The sequence below is a fragment of the Streptomyces sp. NPDC058674 genome (assembly GCF_042716505.1).
Lineage (GTDB): Bacteria > Actinomycetota > Actinomycetes > Streptomycetales > Streptomycetaceae > Streptomyces.
The window spans coordinates 149,988-169,401 of record NZ_JBHXSC010000002.1 but is presented as its reverse complement, the minus strand read 5'-3'; the positions used below and the strand labels follow the sequence as shown (position 1 = coordinate 169,401).

15 protein-coding genes and 2 tRNA genes are annotated in these 19,414 nt (G+C 74.0%); 9 read left to right on the top strand and 8 right to left on the bottom strand.

Annotation, left to right across the window (positions count from 1 at the left end; genetic code table 11):
• Positions 1 to 241 precede the first annotated feature (241 nt).
• The 4 genes from ACFWU6_RS02045 to ACFWU6_RS02030 all read left to right on the top strand — a co-directional run bounded on the left by ACFWU6_RS02045 (position 242) and on the right by ACFWU6_RS02030 (position 4,694).
• On the top strand, positions 242 to 1,975 hold the full coding sequence (locus ACFWU6_RS02045; RefSeq protein ID WP_383977656.1) for an SPFH domain-containing protein: 1,734 nt from the start codon (positions 242 to 244) through the stop codon (positions 1,973 to 1,975).
• A gap of 217 nt (positions 1,976 to 2,192) precedes the next feature.
• The gene (locus ACFWU6_RS02040; protein ID WP_383808701.1) at positions 2,193 to 2,786 is read left to right on the top strand and encodes a lytic polysaccharide monooxygenase; all 594 of its coding nucleotides are present in this window, start codon (positions 2,193 to 2,195) and stop codon (positions 2,784 to 2,786) included.
• Positions 2,787 to 2,812: 26 nt separating this feature from the next.
• Positions 2,813 to 4,519, top strand: a complete 1,707-nt coding sequence (locus ACFWU6_RS02035) for an AMP-binding protein (protein ID WP_383977652.1) — start codon at positions 2,813 to 2,815, stop codon at positions 4,517 to 4,519.
• A gap of 101 nt (positions 4,520 to 4,620) precedes the next feature.
• Positions 4,621 to 4,694: transfer RNA gene (locus ACFWU6_RS02030), tRNA-Lys, on the top strand.
• Between the two features lie 75 nt (positions 4,695 to 4,769).
• Here the strand turns inward: ACFWU6_RS02030 and ACFWU6_RS02025 are convergent.
• Positions 4,770 to 5,528: an IclR family transcriptional regulator gene (locus tag ACFWU6_RS02025; protein WP_383808690.1), complete on the bottom strand. Its 759-nt coding sequence runs from the start codon at positions 5,526 to 5,528 to the stop codon at positions 4,770 to 4,772.
• Between the two features lie 240 nt (positions 5,529 to 5,768).
• On the opposite strand from ACFWU6_RS02025, the gene ACFWU6_RS02020 reads away from it, so the two are divergent.
• From ACFWU6_RS02020 to ACFWU6_RS02005, 4 genes are all read left to right on the top strand, one after another.
• Positions 5,769 to 6,881 (top strand): LLM class flavin-dependent oxidoreductase, encoded by a 1,113-nt coding sequence (locus ACFWU6_RS02020; protein ID WP_383808687.1) that lies wholly within the window; start codon positions 5,769 to 5,771, stop codon positions 6,879 to 6,881.
• A gap of 254 nt (positions 6,882 to 7,135) precedes the next feature.
• On the top strand, positions 7,136 to 8,833 hold the full coding sequence (locus tag ACFWU6_RS02015) for a glycosyl hydrolase family 18 protein (RefSeq protein WP_383977649.1): 1,698 nt from the start codon (positions 7,136 to 7,138) through the stop codon (positions 8,831 to 8,833).
• A gap of 166 nt (positions 8,834 to 8,999) precedes the next feature.
• Positions 9,000 to 9,848 carry a helix-turn-helix domain-containing protein gene (locus ACFWU6_RS02010; protein WP_383808682.1) on the top strand — a complete coding sequence of 283 codons (849 nt, stop codon included), beginning with the start codon at positions 9,000 to 9,002 and terminating at the stop codon, positions 9,846 to 9,848.
• Complete coding sequence (locus ACFWU6_RS02005) at positions 9,808 to 10,068, top strand: DUF397 domain-containing protein (protein ID WP_383808680.1); 261 nt, start codon at positions 9,808 to 9,810, stop codon at positions 10,066 to 10,068. Before ACFWU6_RS02010 ends, ACFWU6_RS02005 begins: the two co-directional genes overlap by 41 nt.
• Before the next feature lie 37 nt (positions 10,069 to 10,105).
• Here the strand turns inward: ACFWU6_RS02005 and ACFWU6_RS02000 are convergent, their stop codons facing one another.
• Entirely contained in the window at positions 10,106 to 12,067 is a 1,962-nt protein-coding gene (locus ACFWU6_RS02000) for a putative bifunctional diguanylate cyclase/phosphodiesterase (protein WP_383977646.1), read from the bottom strand.
• 345 nt (positions 12,068 to 12,412) lie between these two features.
• On the opposite strand from ACFWU6_RS02000, the gene ACFWU6_RS01995 reads away from it, so the two are divergent.
• The gene (locus ACFWU6_RS01995; RefSeq protein ID WP_383977643.1) at positions 12,413 to 13,651 is read left to right on the top strand and encodes a M6 family metalloprotease domain-containing protein; all 1,239 of its coding nucleotides are present in this window, start codon (positions 12,413 to 12,415) and stop codon (positions 13,649 to 13,651) included.
• A 65-nt stretch (positions 13,652 to 13,716) separates the two neighbouring features.
• On the opposite strand, the gene ACFWU6_RS01990 is transcribed toward ACFWU6_RS01995, so the two are convergent.
• The 6 genes from ACFWU6_RS01990 to ACFWU6_RS01965 all read right to left on the bottom strand — a co-directional run bounded on the left by ACFWU6_RS01990 (position 13,717) and on the right by ACFWU6_RS01965 (position 19,279).
• A tRNA-Lys gene (locus ACFWU6_RS01990) sits at positions 13,717 to 13,790 on the bottom strand.
• A complete protein-coding gene (locus ACFWU6_RS01985) occupies positions 13,781 to 14,392 on the bottom strand; it encodes a bifunctional DNA primase/polymerase (protein ID WP_383977641.1) in 612 nt (203 codons plus the stop codon). Before ACFWU6_RS01985 ends, ACFWU6_RS01990 begins: the two co-directional genes overlap by 10 nt.
• A gap of 167 nt (positions 14,393 to 14,559) precedes the next feature.
• Entirely contained in the window at positions 14,560 to 14,907 is a 348-nt protein-coding gene (locus tag ACFWU6_RS01980; RefSeq protein ID WP_383808670.1) for a hypothetical protein, read from the bottom strand.
• A 270-nt stretch (positions 14,908 to 15,177) separates the two neighbouring features.
• A complete protein-coding gene (locus ACFWU6_RS01975) occupies positions 15,178 to 16,509 on the bottom strand; it encodes an AAA domain-containing protein (RefSeq protein WP_383977638.1) in 1,332 nt (443 codons plus the stop codon).
• A complete protein-coding gene (locus ACFWU6_RS01970; RefSeq protein ID WP_383977635.1) occupies positions 16,506 to 18,083 on the bottom strand; it encodes a hypothetical protein in 1,578 nt (525 codons plus the stop codon). Before ACFWU6_RS01970 ends, ACFWU6_RS01975 begins: the two co-directional genes overlap by 4 nt.
• On the bottom strand, positions 18,080 to 19,279 hold the full coding sequence (locus ACFWU6_RS01965) for a hypothetical protein (RefSeq protein ID WP_383977633.1): 1,200 nt from the start codon (positions 19,277 to 19,279) through the stop codon (positions 18,080 to 18,082). The genes ACFWU6_RS01970 and ACFWU6_RS01965 overlap by 4 nt, the downstream gene beginning before the upstream one ends.
• Positions 19,280 to 19,414: the final 135 nt, after the last annotated feature.

Genomic DNA, 19,414 nt, shown 5'->3' with positions numbered 1-19,414 from the left:
GGCGCGCGTCGCACCACCGGAGGCGTTCCCGACCGGCTCCCCGACGGGGCCCGTACCGGCCGAGGCGTCCCCGGCTGGCTCCCCGGCGGGCGTCGCACCGCCCGCGGCGTTCCCGGCGGCCGCCCGCCCGGCCGGTACCGACTCGCCCCCGGCGCCCCGGTCCGCCGTCGCCGAGGTCCCGTACGGCCCTTCCCCCGTGGCCCCCGCCGGCTTTCCGGCGGAGACCACCCGGGGTGAAGCGGTGTCGGCCGTGCCGTACGTCCCCGGCGCCGGGGCGGCGCCGGACCGGGTGGACGCTCCGTACGACCACTACGCCCCGGCTTCGGCCCGGGCCGTGGAGACCGGCGGTGTGCCGGCGCCGGTGGACCCGGCGGCCGACGTCGCCGCCGCACCGGAGGCCGCCCCGGCCCCGGCCGACGCCCCGGTGGAGACCGGCACGACCGTGCCGCCGTTCCCGGCGGCGGCCCCGGCGGCCGTGCCCCGGACCGCGCCGGCCCCGTCGGCCGTGGCCGTCCCCGCGCCGGCCGCGGGCGGCGCGGACGACGCCGACGAGGTGTCCCACGCCCGCCCCGCCGAGGCCGCGCCGGTCCTGCCGCACACCCGCCCGACGCCCGCCGTCGAGGCACCCGAGCCCGGCGGCGCCTCACCGCACGGGCACCCGGTCGCGGTGGTCGCCGCCCCGCGCGGAGGCGCCGAGACCCCGGTGCCCGCCGCCCGCGTACAGCCCGGGCCCGCACTCGCGCCTCCGCCCCAGCCGCAGTCCCCAACCCAGCCGCAGTCCCCACCCCAGCCGGACCTCCACCCCCACGCCGTGCCGCAGACCGCGCACGCCGGCGTCCCCGGCCCCGGGGCCGCCGAGATCGTCGCGCAGGCCGTGGCCCGCGGCCTGGAGCGGGAGGACGACGGCACCCCGGACATCCCCCGCGTCGCGGGGTTCCGCGGGACGGCGGTCACCGACGTGCCCGTGCACCTGCCCTTCCGCGCCGCACACCGGCCCCCCGCCCCCGCGCCGGCCCCCGCCCGCACGGCGCCCCACCGCGCGCGGAACCCCCGCCCGGCCCCCGGCCGCCGCGTCCCCCGCGGCGACGACCGGCTCCGGGAGCACCGCGGCCCCGTCCTCCCCGGCTGGGTCGGCGTGGCCGTCGGCGGCCTGGCCCTCGCCGGCTGCGCGGCCGTCCTCTGGCGGGCCGGGGTCGTCCCCGCCCCCCTCGTGGCCGCCTTCGGCGCGACCCCCCGCGCCTACCAGGGGCTGCGCGCCGCGCACTGGCCTCCGCTGGCCTTCCTCGGCGTCGTCGCGCTCGTCGCCCTCGGCGGCCTCGGCCGCGCCCGTACCGGCCACGCCTGGGTGCTCACCCTCTTCGGCCGCTACCGCGGCACGGTCCGCCGTACCGGCCTGACCTGGGTGAGCCCGCTCCTACTGCGCCGCCGGGTGGACGTGCGGTTGCGGCACTGGCGCAGCGACCCCATGCCCGCCGTGGACTCGGGCGGCCTCGCCCTCCAGGTCGTCGTCCAGGTCGTCTGGCAGGTCAAGGACACCGCCCGGGCCACCCTCGCCGTCGCCGACCACACCGAGTACCTCGCGGAGCAGGTCGAGTCGGCCATGGCCCGCGTCCTGTCCCAGCTCCCGGCCGACGCCTTCCACGAGGACGCCCCGACCCTGCGCGACGCCGAGGCCGTCGGCGACGCGCTGACCCGGATGCTGGCCGCCGAGACCGAGGCCGTCGGCGTCGAGGTCTTCTCGGCCCAGCCGATCCGGATCGAGTACGCGCCCGAGGTCGCCGAGGCCATGCGCCGCCGCCGGGTCGCGGCCATCGACGCCCGGCACCGCGACACGGTGCTGACCTCGGTGGTCGACGCGGTGGACGACACCGTCCACCGGCTGACCTCGCGCGGGATCGTCGAGCTCGACGACTACGAGCGCAAGGCCCTCGTGAAGGACCTGACGGTCGCCTTCTACACGGGACGCTCCGAGTAGCGCGTTCCGCGGCGGTACGGGAACGGGTGGCCGGTATCGAACCGGACCACCCGTTCCCCCGTTGGTATGGACACGGCCAACTCATGTCAATAATCTGGGACTTGGTCTAGACCTGAAATCCGTACGGCGATCCAGGGCCCGCCACACCATCCCCACGCGTGCGCACGCTCTCGCCGAACTCCCCCCACGTTCAAGGAGCATCATGCGTCACTTCCGCATGCCCGGACGGGCCGGCGCCGCCGCGCTCGGACTCGGTCTCGTCGCCGGTGCCACCCTGCTCAGCGCCCCCAGCGCCAGCAGCCACGGCTACACCGACACCCCCATCAGCCGCCAGAAGCTCTGCGCCAACAAGACGGTCTCCAACTGCGGAGCCATCCAGTGGGAGCCGCAGAGCGCCGAGGGCCCCAAGGGCTTCCCGGCCGCCGGCCCCGCCGACGGCAGGATATGCGCGGCCGGCAACACCCAGTTCGCCGAGCTCGACGACCCGCGCGGCGGCGCCTGGCCGGCCACCTCGGTGACCAGCGGCCAGAGCTACTCCTTCCGGTGGCAGTTCACCGCCAACCACTCCACCACCGACTTCAAGTACTACGTCACCAAGAACGGCTGGGACCGCACCAAGCCCCTCACCCGCGCCTCCCTCGACCCCCAGCCCTTCCTCACCGTCGCCTACAACGGCGCCCGGCCGTCCATGACCACCGTCCACCAGGGCGCCATGCCGAGCGGCAAGTCGGGCCGCCACATGATCCTCGCCGTCTGGACCGTCAACGACACCCCGATGGCGTTCTACTCCTGCTCCGACGTTCAGTTCTGACGTAACGTCAGCTAACCTCCGGCGGCATGCGGACGACGACTGCACCCGGAACCGTCGCGGAGCTCATGGCGCGCCAATGGGGCGACCACCGGCCCGGTCTGATGTACGAGGACACCGAGCGCCGCGTCCTCACCCGCCACCGGACCGCCCAGGAGGCCGCCGCACGCGCCGCGCTCCTCGTCGACCTCATGCCGCCGGGGGCCGAACCCCACCTGGGGGTGCTGCTCGACAACACCCCCGAGTTCCCGTTCTGGCTCGGCGCGGCGGCCCTCGCGGGGGCCGCCGTCGCCGGGATCAACCCCACCCGGCGCGGACCCGAGCTGGCGCGCGACATCCTGCACACCGACTGCCGCCTCCTGGTCACCGAGCCCGCCCACCTGCCGCTGCTGCGCGGCCTGGACCTGCCCGGCGTGCGCGTCCTCGTCACCGGCACCGAGGAGTACGCGGCCCTGCTCGCCCCGTACGCGGGCGCCGAGCCCGGCGCGGCGACGCTCGGCCGCCCGGGCCCGGCCTCCCGGATGCTCCTCTACTTCACCTCCGGCTCCACCGGCGCCCCCAAGGCGGCCGTCTGCACCCAGGGCCGGCTGGCGGCCGCCGGCTCTGCGCTCGCCCGGCGGTTCTCCGTCACCCCCGACGACGTGCACTACGTCTGCATGCCGCTCTTCCACGGCAACGCGGTGATCGCCGACTGGCTCCCCGCCCTCGCCGGGGGAGCCCCGGTGGCGCTGCGCCGGCGCTTCTCCGCCTCCGCGTTCCTGGACGACGTACGGGCCTACGGGGCGACGTACTTCACCTACGTCGGCCGGGCCGTCCAGTACCTCCTCGCCACCCCGCCCCGCCCCGACGACCGCGACCACACCCTGCGGCTCGGCTTCGGCACCGAGGCCGGGGCGGTGGACGCCGCCCGCTTCGCCGAGCGGTTCGGGGTCCGGCTGGTCGAGGGCTACGGGGCCACCGAGGGCGGCGCCTCCGTCCAGAGCACCCCGGACACCCCGCCGGGCGCCCTGGGCCGGGCCGGCGCGGGCGACGACCTGGCGGTGATCGACCCGGCGACCGGCCTGGAGTGCCCCCCGGCCCGGCTGGACGCCGAGGGCCGCCTGCGCAACGGCGACGAGGCGATCGGCGAGCTCGTCAACCGGGGCCGCAGCCTCTTCGAGGGCTACTGGCGCAATCCGGAGGCGGAGGCCGACCGCACCCGCGACGGCTGGTACTGGACCGGTGACCTCTTCTTCCGTGACCCGGAGGGCTTCCTGTACTTCGCGGGCCGCACCGACGACCGCCTCCGGGTCGACAGCGAGAACCTGGCCGCGGCGATGATCGAGAACATCCTGGCCCGCTGGCCGGAGGCGGCGGCGGTCGCCGTCTACGCCGTACCGGACGAGGCCTCGGGGGACCAGGTGATGGCCGCCCTCGCCCTGCGCGAGGGCGCGGTCTTCGATCCCCGGGCCTTCGCGGAGTTCCTGGCCGCCCAGCCGGACCTGGGCACGAAGATGTCCCCCCGGTACGTGCGGGTGGTCCCCGCCATGCCCGTCACCGCCACGAACAAGGTCCACCGGACCGCCCTGCGCCGCGCCGGCTTCCTGCCCGCGGCGACGGGAGCCGCCGCCCCCGGCCCGGACCCGGTCTGGCACCGCGCCCCCGAGGGGGACTACCGGCCCCTGACGGAGGCGGACCTCGCCGCCCTGCTCGCGCGGTACCGCGCCCACGGCCGCTCCCACCTGCTGCCCCGCTGACCGGGCGGGACCGCCACGCCCCTCCGGGCGCCCTGCGGCAGGGGCGCGGACCATGGTTTTGAGCACCCCGCGGGACCGGGTAGTATTTTCTCTGTCAGCAGGCGCCGCTAGCTCAGTTGGTTAGAGCAGCTGACTCTTAATCAGCGGGTCCGGGGTTCGAGTCCCTGGCGGCGCACCTGTCCTTCGGGCGGTTTCCGGTTCACCGGGGACCGCCCGAAGTGTTTCCCGGCCCCCGCCACCCCCTCCGTACTCAGAGCGTGAGCGACAGCAGCAGCGGCGCGGCCTTCCGGTTCAGCGTCTCCGCGGCGGCCCGCAGCCGGTGCGCGTGCTCGACCGGCATCGACAGCGCCAGGCAGCCGACCGAGGAGCCGGCGGTGATCGGGACCGCCGCGCAGACCGTCCCGACGGCGTACTCCTGCAGGTCCAGCACCGGCACGGTGGCGGGCTGGGCGTCGAGCTTGGAGAAGAGGACCCGTTCGTTCACGATCGTCTTCGACGTGAGCCGGGCGATCTTGTGGCGCGACAGGTGGTCGCGCCGGCCGTTCTGGTCGAGCTGCGTCAGCAGGCACTTGCCGACCGCGCTGGCGTGCGCGGCGGAGCGGAAGTCGACCCACTCGTGCACCTTCGGGGTGCGGGGGCTGTCCGCGAACTGCGTGATCCTGACCTCGCCGTCCACGTACCTGCTGATGTAGACGGCGGCACCGACCGAGTCCCGGAGCCGGTCAAGGGTCTCCTGGAGCTTGCCCGTGAGGGCCTGCTGCCGGTGGACGCCGGAGCCGAGCAGGACGAGGGAGTCCCCTATGGCGTAGGCCCCGTCGGCGACCTGCAGGACGTACCCCTCGCGGCGCAGCATGAGCAGCATCGGGGCGAGGTGCACGGTGGGCAGGCCGGTCTCACGCGCGATCTGCGCGTCGGTCACACCGCCGGTGTGCCGCGCGATCGTTTCGAGTACGCGCAGTGCGTACTGCACCGAGTGGAACGGCGCGGTCGGCTCGGGCTTCAGCGCCACGGTCTCCCCCTACCAGGTTGGTACCGCTTGCCCTTCCACGATAGCCACCAACAGGCCGGTGCGGTGGTCCTGTTGAAGAGATTGACGGCTCAATCACATCGTTCGGCCAGGATCTACTCCACTGGCATATGCCAAGGTCAAGCGTGTCGTCCCGGGAATGTCCCGGGCCCTCGCGGGGTTCCCCTTCCCGGTACGTCCGTACAGATGTCGTACCGACGTGGAATCGAGACGGGAGCGACGATGAGTGACACCGGGGACGCGCGTCAACAGGAGGACCGCGACACGATCCGCGGCACCGCACGGGGCCGGGCGCCCGTACCCCTGTCGGTGCTGGACCTCGTCACGGTGGGCGCCGGCAGCACCGCCGCCGCATCCCTGCGCACCAGTGTGGAGATAGCCCGGCTCGCCGAAGCCCGCGGCTACCACCGGCACTGGGTCGCGGAGCACCACTCCATGCCAGGGGTCGCCAGCTCCTCCCCGGCCGTGATCCTGGCCCACCTCGCCGCACACACCTCCCGCATCCGGCTCGGTTCGGGCGGGGTCATGCTGCCCAACCACGCCCCGCTCGCCATCGCCGAGCAGTTCGGCACCCTGGAGGCGCTCGCCCCGGGCCGCATCGACCTCGGGCTCGGCCGCGCCCCCGGCACCGACCCGCGGACCGCGGCCGCCCTGCGCGGGGCCGGGCGCCTGGACGAGGGGGCGGACGACTTCCCCCGCAGCCTCGCGGAGCTCGTCCGCTTCCTCGACGACGACTTCCCCGACGGGCACCCGTACGCCCGCGTCCATGCCGTCCCGGGTCCGGTGCAGGGCCCGACCGGACGGCCGCCGGTCTGGCTCCTCGGCTCCTCCGGCTTCAGCGCCCGGCTCGCCGGCGAGCTCGGACTGCCCTTCGCCTACGCCCACCACTTCTCGGCCGCCGGCACCCTGCCCGCGCTCGACCTCTACCGGCAGAGCTTCCGGCCCTCGGCCGCCCTGGACGCCCCGTACGCCGTCATCGGGGTCGCGGCGCTCGCCGCCGACACCGCGGAGCAGGCCCGCGCCCAGGCGCTCACCGGCGCCCTGTCGATGCTGCGGCTGCGCAGCGGACGGCCCGGACTGGTCCCGACACCCGAGGAAGCGGCCGCGTACCCCTACACCCGGCTGGAGCGGGAGTTCGTGGACAGCTGGCTCGCGAACGTCGTGCACGGCACGCCGGACGAGGTCCGCACCGGACTCGACGACCTGGCCAAGCGGACCGGCGCGGACGAGCTGATGCTCACCGCCAACGCCCACGGGGGCGAGGCCCGGTTGCGTTCGTACGGTCTCGTCGCAGATGCGTACGGCCTGCCGGTGGAGGGCCGCGAGGCGGGCTGACCGCACGCGAACGGAGTTTGGCTGGTTTGTTGCCGAAACCTTGCCGCAGGGTGGCTCAAGGCAACCTTAAACCGCTCGTCACCTGAGGTGGCGAGCGGTTTCTGATGTGCGCTCAGGTCTCTGACGAGCGGGTTTGCGCCCGGAGTGGTCTAGTCCTTGTTTGGTCCAAACCATTGACTCGGGGCCCCGGTGATCGCTATCACTTCTCCCACCCGAACTTCTCGCTCCCCCCTCCCACCCCCCGGAGGCAGTTCATGCACATCCGTAAACCCCTCATCGCGGCCGCCGCCACGGCCGCGCTGGCAGCCGGAGCGCTCGCCTCCTTCGCGGGGCTCGGCACGGCCCAGGCCGCGGGCGCCTCGGCCGGCGCGGCGGCGGGCGGTGTCCGCATCGCCTACTACGACCAGTGGAGCGTGTACGGGAACGCCTTCTACCCCAAGCACCTCGACACCCGCGGCATAGCGGGCAAGCTGGACGTGATCAACTACTCGTTCGGCAACATCCACCCCACCAACCTCACCTGTTTCGAGGCGAACAAGGCGGCGGGCGACGACAACAACCCCAACGCCGGTGACGGTGCGGGTGACTCGTACGCCGACTACCAGAAGTCCTTCAGCGCCGCGGACAGCGTCAGCGGCGTCGCGGACAAGTGGGACCAGCCGATCGTGGGCGTCTTCAACCAGTTCAAGCAGCTGAAGGCCAAGTACCCCCACCTGAAGATCAACATCTCGCTCGGCGGCTGGACGTACTCGAAGTACTTCAGCGACGCGGCGAAGACCGACGCCTCCCGCAAGAAGCTCGTGTCCTCCTGCATCGACCAGTACATCAAGGGCAACCTGCCGGTCGAGGGCGGCTTCGGCGGCCAGGGCGCCGCGGCCGGGATCTTCGACGGCATCGACATCGACTGGGAGTACCCCGGCTCGTCCGGCGGCCACCTGGGCAACCACTATGCCCCCGAGGACAAGCAGAACTTCACGCTCCTGCTCAAGGAGTTCCGCCAGCAGCTCGACGCCCACGGCGCGGCCAACGGCGGCAAGAAGTACCTGCTGACCTCGGCCCTCCCGGCCGGCCAGGACAAGATCAAGTACATCGAGACGGACAAGATCGGCGCGTACCTCGACTACGCGAACATCATGACGTACGACATGCACGGCGCGTGGGACAGCGACGGGCCGACGTACCACCAGTCGCCGCTCTACTCCCCGGCCGGCGACCCGACCGACCCGATCGCCCCGGGCACCCAGAAGTACAGCATCGACAACGCCATCGACTCCTGGATCGACGGCAACCCGGCCTACGGCATCGCCGGCGGCTTCCCCGCCAACAAGCTGACCCTGGGCTACGAGTTCTACTACCGCGGCTGGAAGGGCGTCCCGGCCGGGGCGAACAACGGCCTCGCCCAGTCCGCGACCGGAGCCTCCGCCGCCCGGCCCACCAGCCAGCAGGCCGGCATCGCCAACTACAAGGAGCTCGGGGGGATCGTCGACAACGCGGCGACCACCTTCTGGGACGACCAGGCCAAGGCCTCGTACTTCTACAAGGACGGCGAGTTCTTCACCGGCCTCAACCAGAAGTCCATCCAGGCCCGGGTCGACTACGGCAAGCAGCGCGGCCTGGCCGGCGCGATGATGTACTCGCTGCTCGGCCTGGACAACAACACCACGCTGCTGAACCAGATCTCGGACGCCCTCGGCGGGACCACCGTCCCGCCGACCACCCCGCCGACGACGCCTCCGACCACGCCGCCCACGACGCCCCCGACCACGCCTCCGACGACCCCGCCGGCCACCGGCTGCGGCTCCGTCCCGGCCTACGTCGCGGGGACCGTCTACACGGCGGGCAACGAGGTCGCCCACAACGGCCGCAAGTACAAGGCCCAGTGGTGGACGCAGAACGAGGTGCCCGGCACCACCGGTGAATGGGGTGTCTGGAAGGACCTCGGCGCCTGCTGATCCCCCCACCCCGCGCCGAGCGACACCCCGCCCCGCACCCGGTTTCCCGGGTGCGGGGCGGAGGTGTGTCACATGGTTGCCGGATTCCGGACACCGCCGCGTATCGGCCTCGCTACGCTCGGCCACGGCTGCATCCGACCCGCGTCCTCATGGGGGTGACCGTCCCGTGGTCAACATCCGCGACCTCGACCCCAGCGCCTCGCCGCTGGACTACTACGGCTTCGAACTGCGCAGGCTGAGGGAGGACGCCGGGCTGAGACAGGGGCAGCTGGGCGAGATCATCTACTGCACGGGGTCCTTGATCGGCCAGATCGAGACGGCCCGGAAGGTCCCGACCCGGGACTTCTCCGAGCGGGTGGACGCGGCGCTGGGGACCGGTGGGCTGTTCTCCCGCCTCGCCGGCCTGGTCCTGCGCAGCCAGCTGCCGACGTGGTTCCAGCCGTACGCGGAGATGGAGGCGCGGGCCACGTACATCTCCACGTATCAAGCCCAGTTGGTGTACGGGCTGTTGCAGACTCCCGACTATGCACGCGCGGTGCTGGCCACCGGCCTGCCGGATGGTTTGGATGAGTTGGTGGCCGCCCGTTTGGAGCGGCAGCGGATCCTGGGCCGGGAACAGCCGCCCATGGTCTGGGTGGTGCTCGACGAAGCTGCCCTGTATCGGCCGATCGGCGGTGGAGAGTCCATGAGGGAGCAACTCGCCCACCTGTTGAGCTTTAGTGAAAGGCGCTGGGCCAGGATCCAGGTCCTGCCATTCTCGGCTGGTGAACACGCGAGTCTGATCGGCTCGTTCACCACCATGAGGTTTGATGACGATCCCGACATCGTCTACTCGGAGGACCTCATCTCCGGACACATGACGGCCAACCCTGTCACCGTCAAGGAAGCCGCACTTCGTTACGCTCACCTGCAGGCCGCCGCTCTCTCTGTGGAGGCTTCGGCGGCGTTGATCATCCGCGTAATGGAGGAACGTTATGGGCACCAGCCAGAACCTGACCAACGCGCGGTGGCGTAAGTCGAGCTACAGCGGAAACACCGGCGGCGAGTGCGTCGAGTGCGCCCCCCTCGGCGCCGCCGGCTGGCGCAAGGCCTCCTACAGCAGCACCAACGGGGGCGAGTGCGTCGAGGTGGCCGCGCAGCCCTGCCGGGTCGCCGTTCGGGACTCCAAGCGGCCCGACGGGCCCGCCTTCACCGTGGCGCCGGAGGCGTTCGGCGCGTTCGTCCGGAGCCTGTGACCGTACGCCCGGCCCGCCCGGCCCCGCCCCGTACCCCTCAGACCCGGGGATGCGGGGCGGGCCCCTCGGCCGGGGTCGCGAAGGCCGCGGAGCCCTCGGCGGCGGCCTGGCGGTCGATCATGCCGGCGATCACCTCGGGTGCCACCGCCCGGGAGTACAGCCAGCCCTGGCCGGTGTCGCAGCCGACGCGCCGCAGCCGTGCCGCCTGGCCGGCGGTCTCCACGCACTCCGCCGTCACCGTCAGGCCCAGCCGGTGGGCGAGCTGGACCAGGGCCTCGACGATGGTCTCGTCGGCCGGGTTGGGGTGGGCGCCCTCCTCGTAGCGGAAGCCCCGTACGAAGGAGCCGTCCAGTTTCAGCACCGAGACGGGCAGCCGGCTGAGGTAGGCCAGGTTCGAGTAGCCGGTGCCGAAGTCGTCGATCGCGATCCGGACCCCCATGTCGCTCAGTGCTTGGAGGGCCTGGAGCGGGCGGCCCGCCGAGCCCATCACGGCCGACTCGGTCAGCTCCAGCTGGAGCAGCTGCGGCGCCAGCCCGGTCTCCGCGAGGATCTCCGCGACGTCGCCCACCAGGTCGGAGTCCCACACCTGCCGCACGGCGACGTTCACCGAGACGAAGACGGGATCGTCGCTGGGCTGTTCGAGCTGCCAGCGCCGGGCCTGCCCGCAGGCGGTCCGCAGCACCCACCGCCCCAACTGGACGATGGAGCCGTCCTCTTCGGCGATGCCGATGAATCGGTTCGGCGTCAGGGTGCCGAACTGCGGGTGGTTCCAGCGCACCAGCGCCTCCACCCCGCGCACCGCGCCGCTCTCCAGGTCCACCAGCGGCTGGTACTCCAGCGCGAACTCGCCCTGCTCCACGGCCGGGCGCAGCGTGGAGGAGAGGGCCTGTCTCGTCATCCGGTGCGCGTTGCGCTCCGGGTCGAAGAGGGTCCAGCGCGCCTTGCCGTCCGCCTTCGCCCAGTAGAGGGTCGTGTCGGCGGCCTGCATCAGCGCGGTCGCCGAGGTGCCGGCCGCGGCCCGCTCCACCACGCCGATCGAGGCCGAGACCGACAGCCGCTGCCCGGCCAGGTCGAACGGTTCCTGCACGGCGGCCAGCACGCTCCGCGCCAGGTCGGAGAGCTGCTCGGTGCCCGTGGAGTCCTCGACCAGCAGGGCGAACTCGTCGCCGCCGAGCCGGGCCACCAGGTGCCCGCCCGTGCGCCCGTAGCCGGACTGGTCGGCGCACTGGGTCAGCCGGGCGGCGACGGCGGCCAGCAGCCGGTCGCCGACCCGGTGGCCGAGGGTGTCGTTGACCGCCTTGAAGCCGTCGAGGTCCAGGTAGCAGAGCCCGATCCGGCCGCTGCCCCCGCCGTGTTCGTACGAGGCGGCCTCCAGGGCGGCGGAGAGCCGCTCGAAGAACAGCGCCCGGTTGGGCAGCCGGGTCACCGGATCGTGCATCTGGAGGTGGCGCAGCCGGGCCTGGAGGTCGCGCCGGTCGCTGATGTCCGCGACGGACAGCAGGACGTCCCCGGTGCCCGGCACGGGCCCCAGCGAGACCTCGGTCCACAGCGAGTGCCCGTCCGGGTGCTTGAGGCGGCGGGTGCAGCGCAGCCGGGCCTGCCGGCCGCGGAGCACCTCCTGGTACGCCGCCCAGGTGCGGGCCTCGGCGGCCAGGTCGACCAGGTCGGCGGCGCACTGGTGGGTGAGCGCGTGCGGCTCGGTGCCCAGCAGTCCGGCGAAGGCATGGTTGGCGGTGACCACGAAGCCGTCGCGGTCGACGACGGCCATGGCGAGGTGGGCCGCGTTGAAGGCGGCCCGGTAGTCGCGCAGCTCGGACCGGGCGCGGGACGACGGCCCCGCGGCGGCGGTGGACGTGACGGCCGCGGGGGACGCGACAGCCCCGGCGGCCGACACCGACACCGACACCGACGGCGCTGCCGGTGCGGGCGGGTGACGCTCCGTAATGGCCGATCGGATGCCGTCGGCCGCCGATCCGGCTCCCTCTGAGGTTCCGCTCACCGTTGGCTCCCGCAGTGCTCGTGAGTGTCCGTGCAGGAAAGTGTGCCGATCATAGAGGCTGCCGGGAGGCCCATCCAGCGGCATCGCCGGGCGGAACAGGGGTGTTCGGCAAGGTGACGGATCGTCGGCCGATACCGGAGTGATCGTTTCTGCGCGGCTCTGAACGTGCTGCGACCTCCGCTGATCTCGGCTGATCGGACGTGACGTTCCGTAGAGGGTCGCGTGAAGGCCGGGGGTCACCGGCTTGACGTACCCCTCACTCGTGTGGGGCAGCGGAACAGGGCATTGGTACGACAATCGCCTCAAGGTGGACGAGATGGTACCAATCCACCACCGGAGGTCGATGTGCCGCGACAGCAGACACCCGGGGGAGTGGATCGCTGCTCCCGCTTGCGAAGTACCGGAGCGGCGTTCACCTCCCTCACGGCGCTCGCCGCCATGTCGCTCGTCGCTGGGCCGGCCGTGGCCGACTCCGGGGCCGGTCCCTGCGCACTGACGCGCACGGCGGCCCACCACTCCCTGGGGCTGGACACCTGGAACGGCGCCTACCCCCGGCCCGAGCGCACCCTCGACGCGGTCATGGTCTTCCTCTCCTTCCCCGACCACCGCCCCACCGTCACCCCGCAGGAGGTGGCCGGCGACCACTTCCCCGCCACGAGCGAGTTCTTCGAGCGGGCCTCGTACGGCCGCTTCCGCCTCGTGCCGCACCCCCAGCGGGAGTGGGCCACGATGCCCAGGCCCTCCACCGCGTACGGCATACAGCGCGACTGGGCGCCCGAGGACCGGGCGGCCTACCTCCGGGACGCGGTCGCCACCGCCGACGTGCGGGTGGACTTCTCCCGGTACGACGTCGTGTACTTCGTCGCGGACCCGGACGCGCCGGGAGTGGACTCCGACGCCACGAAGGTCGTCAACTTCGACCGGCCGATCCGCGCGGACGGCACGGACCTGCGCCGGATCGTCACGGTCTTCGAGCAGCACCCCCCGGACCGCAACGTGCTGGCCCACGAGACCGGACACGTCTTCGACCTGCCCGACCTCTACCACCGGCCCACCGACGGCAAGGGGGACTGGGACACGTACGTCGGGGACTGGGACGTCATGGGCAGCCAGTTCGGCATGGCGCCCGACCTCTTCGCCTGGCACAAGTGGAAGCTGGGCTGGCTGGAGGCCTCCCAGGTGGACTGCGTACGGTCGGGCTCCTCGATGCACACGCTCCAGCCGCTCGCGCAGACCCCGCCGACCGGCGGTACGGGCGGCACCCGCCTCGCGGTCGTCCGTACGGGCAGCGGCAGCGCGATCGCCGTCGAGGCGCGCGGCTCCGCCGGCAACGACGGGGAGACCTGTACGGAGGGCGTACTGGTCTACCGCGTGCGCAACGAGCCGGCGTCGGGCGGCGGCCCGATCGAAGTGCTGGACGCGCATCCGCGGACCGAGGCCTGCTGGGACCGCTCGGTGTACCCGCCGCTGGCGGACGCGCCGCTGGAGGTCGGCGAGACCTACACCGTGCCGGGGGAGCGGATCACCATCGAGGTGGCGGACCGGACCCCGTCGGGCGCCTACACGGTGAAGATCACGACCTGAGCGGCGCGCACGCCCACCGGAACACGAAGAAGGCCCCCACGTTGGTGGGGGCCTTCTTCCGTCTGTGCGCCGCCAGGGACTCGAACCCCGGACCCGCTGATTAAGAGTCAGCTGCTCTAACCAACTGAGCTAGCGGCGCTTGCTGACGTCGTAGACATTAGCATCCGGATCCGCCGAAGGAAAAATCGAAATCCCCAGGTCGGTGGTGGGCCCGGTGTGGCGGGCGGCCCGGACGAAGGCCCAGAGCAGAGCCTCGGGGCCGGGGAGCCAGGGCGTCCGGGTGTCGGGGGCCACGAGCCAGCGGGAGGGGCCGGGCACGGCGGCCAGCGGCGGCACGCTGACGGCGTCGCCGCGCCCGTGGCACAGGGGCGCCGGAGCCGTACGGGAACCTCCCCACTCCTCCCAGGCCAGCAGGGCGGGCAGCCGGTGCGCCGTCCCGGGCGCGGCGAAGAGCAGCAGCCGGCCGCGGTGCGCGGCGACCGGCCCGGAGCCGGGACCCTCGGCCCGGAGCAGGCCCAGTACCCGGCGGCCGAGGACGAGCGGGACGTTGACGACGTCGAAGGCGGTCCCGCAGGGCAGCACGGCGGGCGCCGCGGGCCGGGCCTGCCAGAGGGCGAGGGTGCTCCGGGGGTGGGCCGACGCCGAGGCGAGCCAGGCCGCGCCCTGCGGGGTGACGCGGGTGGCGGGGGTGGTGCGTGCGTCGGGGGCGGGGCAGCCGGGAGCCGTCGTCAGGGTCGTCATGGCCCAGGTCTACAGTCCGTAGCAGGACCGCTCCCGGGAGTTACCGGAAACGGGGACAGGGCGGGTGGCACTGCGGTATGTTGCGCCGCGCATATGCCAGGCGACCCCGCGCGACCCCGCTCGGCTCCGCCCGCGCCCCTTGCGGGTCACGGGTCGCGGGTCGCGGGTCACGGGGCGTCCGGGCCGGCTCCGCGCTGGAGGGTCTCGCCGAACTCGATCATCTTGCGGGCGTAGTCCTCGGTCCAGTCGGCCTGCGCGGCGATCACCGCGGGGGAGAGCCGGTCGAAGCGCCGCGGGTCCGCCAGCTGCGCCGCCGCCATCGCCTGGAACTCCACCGCGCGTTCCTGTGCGGCCCGGAAGGCCAGGGTCAGTTCCGTCGCGCGGGTCAGCAGCTCGCGCGGGTCGTCGATCGACTCCAGATCGAAGAAGTGCTCCGGGTCCGTGACGGCTTCCGAGGGCTCGAAGAGCAGCGGCGCGGGCCGCAGCCGGCGCTCGGTCCGCTCGGGCTCTGCCATGCGTGTCCTCCTGGTGCTGCGCGTGCGAAATGCTGCCGGGCCACCGTCCATTGTCCAACGCCGCGCAAGGGCGCACCGCCGTGGACCGTGACGCGCTGGAACGCCCGTACGAGCGCTGAGGCGGACGGGGAGGCCCACCGGCACAGTGGCCGCTGGGTCGAGCAGGTGAGCGGCCGATGCCCCGTCAGCCGCCACCCCGACGCCCACGCCGAGCCGCTGCCCGCGACCCGGGGCATGCCACCCGCCGCCGCGCGCCGTCCGCCGCTCGGACTACGGCCGCCAGGACACCCGGTGTTCGGCAAGGTGTGCGAGAACCGAATGGTTGGCCTCCCAGCCGTCCGGGAACTTCACCGTCACCCCGAGCTGCACCGGCTCCGTCGAGGGGTGGTCGTCCAGCAGCTCCGCGATGCCGGCCCGCGCCACCACCACGCACGCGTGCCGGTGCCGGGAGGCCAGTACGCACAAGCGGCCCGTCTCCAGGTGGAACGCCGTCGCGTCGGGGCGGCCCGACAGCGGGTGGAGGACGACGGTGAGGTCGTACTCCCGTCCCTGGAGGCGGTTCGCGGTGTCCACGATGACCCCGGTGACCCCGAGCCCGGCCAGCGCCGTGCGGACCGCGGCCGCCTGGTCGCGGTGGGCCGTGCCCACCGCGATGCGGTCGGCGGTGAGGGGGGCCGGGCCCCGCGCGTGCTCGTCCGAGGTCACGGCGCCCCGGTCCAGGGCGCGGCGGACCACCTGGGCCACCGCCCGCACCGCCTCCGGGTCGGTGCGCGGGGTGTGCCGGGCCGGGAGCTCCAGCAGGCCCCAGCCCGCCTCGGCGGCCTCGTCCAGCACCCGGTCGGGGCCGGACCCGTCCGAGGCGACGCCGTACGAGAGCCGCCGCTCGCCCGGGCCGGTACCGCTGCGGAACTGCGTGTACGGGTAAAAGGCGCGGGAGACCAGGGGCGCCGCCGTCGCCGGGAGCCGCCAGGACACGGGCAGCCGGTGCTGGGGCAGCTGCGGGTTGTGGGCGAGCAGGGTGCTCACCGCCGACGCGGAGGGGTCGTAGGACAGGCCCGCCCACTGCTCCGCGCCGACCACGCTGAACGGGTCGAGCTGCCCGGGATCGCCCACGAACAGCGCCCGCTCGAACAGTCCGGCCACGGCCAGCAGCGCGTCCGAGCGCATCTGGTACGCCTCGTCGACGATCGCGTGCTCCCACGGCTCGGCGTCCTTGACGTAGGCCCACTTCGCCGCGGTGGAGATGGTCACCGGCAGCCCGGCGAGGTCCCCCGGCTTGGCGGAGAGCGTGACCGACGGCAACTCGCGCAGCGCGGGATCGTAGGCCTCGCCGTCGCTGCTGTGCAGCCGGCCGACCTTGAGCCCGGGGTCCTTCTCCGCGAGCCGCAGCACCAGGTCGTCGACCTGCGCGTTGGTCTGCGCCACCACCATCAGCCGGCGTCCGGCGGCGGCCAGCTCGCGTGCGGCCCGCACCACGAGGGTGGACTTTCCGGCTCCGGGCGGGGAGTCGACGACGACACCCCGCTCGGTCCCGTGCAGCGTGTCGTGCAGGATCGCGGCGGTCGCCCGCGCGGCGGCCGCACCCGGGTCGAAGGCGGTCACAGGAGGTCCTCGTCGGTCACGGCGTCGGGCGCGGGGGCGGTCGGGGCGGTCAGGTGGCCGGGCGGGCCGCCGTGCGTCCACGGGGTCCGCTCCGGGTCCGGGAGCTTCGGTCCGCCGCGCGCGTCGTGCTCGAAGAGCGTCCAGCACACCCGGTCGCCCTTCTCCGGCACCGAGCCCGGCTCCGGGTCCCTGCCGCGGCCCATCTTGTCCAGCAGCCGCAGCACCAGCTGCCCGTCCTCCTCGAACCGGACGAACCGGGCGGACTGCGGCCGGCCGTCGAGCGACCGGTACACCTTCGCACCGCCCTCCTCCGCGAGCTGCGGCCGGTCCTCCGTGGCCACCGTCACCAGCGGGCGCGGACTCGGCCGCTTCCCCTGCGTCCACTCCATCACCACCTCGGTGACCTCGCCGGAGAAGGCCTCGCCGGCCAGCCGGCGGCCCGCCATGACCAGGGGGTCGTCCAGTGCCTCCTGGGCCTCCAGACGCACCTGCTCGGTCTCCCGGGTGGCCAGCTTCTGAGCCGCCGTCACCGCGTCGTCGCGGCGCGGCTGCGGGGGCTCGCCCGCCCGGACCCGGTCGCGGTGGCCGGTGTAGGACCAGCGGTCGCGGGTCCAGCGCTCCTCGGCGCGCTCACCGGCCGGCAGTGCGCGCACCAGCTCCAGGGAGCGCCACACCGCGTCCCACGCGGGCCGCATCTGGGCCTCCACCAGGGCGCTTACGTGCTCCTCGGCGCGGGCGAGCGCCGCGGCGTCCGGGGGTTCGGCGGTGCGCGCCGCGTCGTAGCGGGCCATCGCCGGGGCCAGCACGCGGTTGTCGAAGGCCGGGTCGGTGGCCGGGCCGGCGGGCGGCACGAGCAGCTGCCCCTCCCGGTCGCGGCCCAGCTCGGCGCGCAGGGCGGCCTCCGCACCGGACTCGCCCTCCGGCGGGGCCGTCCAGGCGAGCAGCGCGCCCAGGTGCTGGTCCTCCAGGTTGCTCTGGCCGCTCGCCCAGTGCCGGGACAGCAGGTCGGTCGCCGACAGCAGCATGGACGAGCCGGGCACCCGCGCGCGCTCCCCGAGGTGCGTGAACCAGCGCCCCAGCAGGGGCACCCGCGCGGGCGCCGGATAGGGATTCTCCGGGTCCTCCTCGGCGGTCCGCCGGAAGCGCATCGACCGCCCCAGCAGCCGGACGTATTCGACGCCCGCCCGGCTCGGCACGACCAGTTGCGGGGCGTCCAGGCACAGCTCGGCCTCGACCTTGGTCTTGCGGCCCGTCTCCGGGTCGGTCTCGTTGCGCTCCACGTACTCGACGTCGTCGGCGTAGGCGTCGACGTACGGGAGGACCACGTCCGCGAGGTCGGCGAGGAACCCCCAGCGCAGGTCGCGGTCGCGCGGCTGCGGCACCACGAGGAGCCGGGGCGCGGCGGGGTCGGTGCCCACCAGGGCGCCCAGCGGCGCCCCGGCCTCACCGGCCGTCGTCAGGGGGACGAGGACCAGCGGGCGCCCGCTCAGGTGCCGGTGCCGTACGGTCGCCAGCGGCTGGGCCCGGCCGGCCCGGAGGGCCTCCAGGCGGGCGAGGGTGCTCATCAGGCTCATCCGGCCGTCTCCAGTACCCCGGCCAGCGCCTCGGCGCGCAGCCGGGCCGCCCGGTGCAGCGCGGCCGCGGTGGGGTCCTCGGCGATGCCCGGTTCGGCGTGCGGCCCGGTGCCCCGTTCCGCGTGCGGCCGCCCGGCGGCTGCGGCGAGGGCCTGCTCGACGGTGGTCAGCGCGCCCAGCTCGCCCCGCACGGAACGCCCCAGGGCGGTGACCTCGTCCGCGGCGCGGGCCTTCTCCCGGCAGTGGAAGGCCAGTTCGCAGGCGGCCAGGCACTCGGGGGCGTAGGCGGCGTCCACCGCAGCGACGGCCTCGGCCAGCTCCTCGGCGGTGCGCTCGGGGTCGAAGCTGAGCCCTTCGGGCAGTGCCCCGGCCAGCTCCTCGACCCGGGTCAGCCGCTCCAGCTGGCGCCGTGTCACGGAGCGCTCGCGCCGGACGTCGACGGGTGCGGCGGTGGGCAGGTTGGAGAAGTCCTTGGGGCAGACCAGCAGCACGGTGTGCGCGGCGCGGGCGCCCGGCAGCTTCTCCGCGGTCTTCTCCAGGGCCAGGACGTAGACGGCGGCCTGGCGGGCCGCGGCGCCGACCTTCGCCGCGTCGGCGGCCCCGTCGATCATCGGGAACGACTTGATCTCCACGACGCTCCAGCGGCCGTCGGGATGCACGACGACGGCGTCAGGCTCCAGGTAGGCGGGGGTGCCCGCCACCTCCAGGGCCAGCATCGGGTGGTCGAGGAGCGTCCACGCCCGGGCGGCGGTCGCCTCGCGCAGGGCCAGGGCGGTGCGGGCGGCGCGGCCCTCGGGCCCGGCCGCGGTCAGGTCGGGGACCAGGGCGTCCGGCCCCGGGGCATCGGCGCCGGCGCCGAGGTGCTCGTGGACCAACCGCAGCAGCTCGGCCCCGCCGTCGCCCTTGACCTTGGCCTCGAAGGAGTTCCCGCGGACGATGGCGAACTGCGACTGTCCGAAGGCCGCGGGCGAGCCGAGAGCCGCGGCGAGCACGGTCTTGTCCACTCCGGCGCCGTCGAGCAGGGCGCGTCTGCCGCAGCCGGGATTGGCGGCGAGGGCCGCCAGCGCCCGGGCGTCGAGGGGGCGGGGCGGCACGGCGGGTCCGCGCAGATCGGCGAGCCGCTGCCGCAGGGTCGCCGGCTGCGGGGCCTGGTGCGCGCTGCTCTGCGGAGGGACGCGGGGCGGGTAGGAGCTCACCCGCGGAAGTGTCCCATCCGCCACTGACAATCGTGGACTTACCGCGGAAACCGGCGGCCGGGGGGAGGCGGTGGTTCCGCGCTGGGGGCGGGCGCGGGCCGCCCGGTGTACGCGTGATGGATGATGGACGGGCAA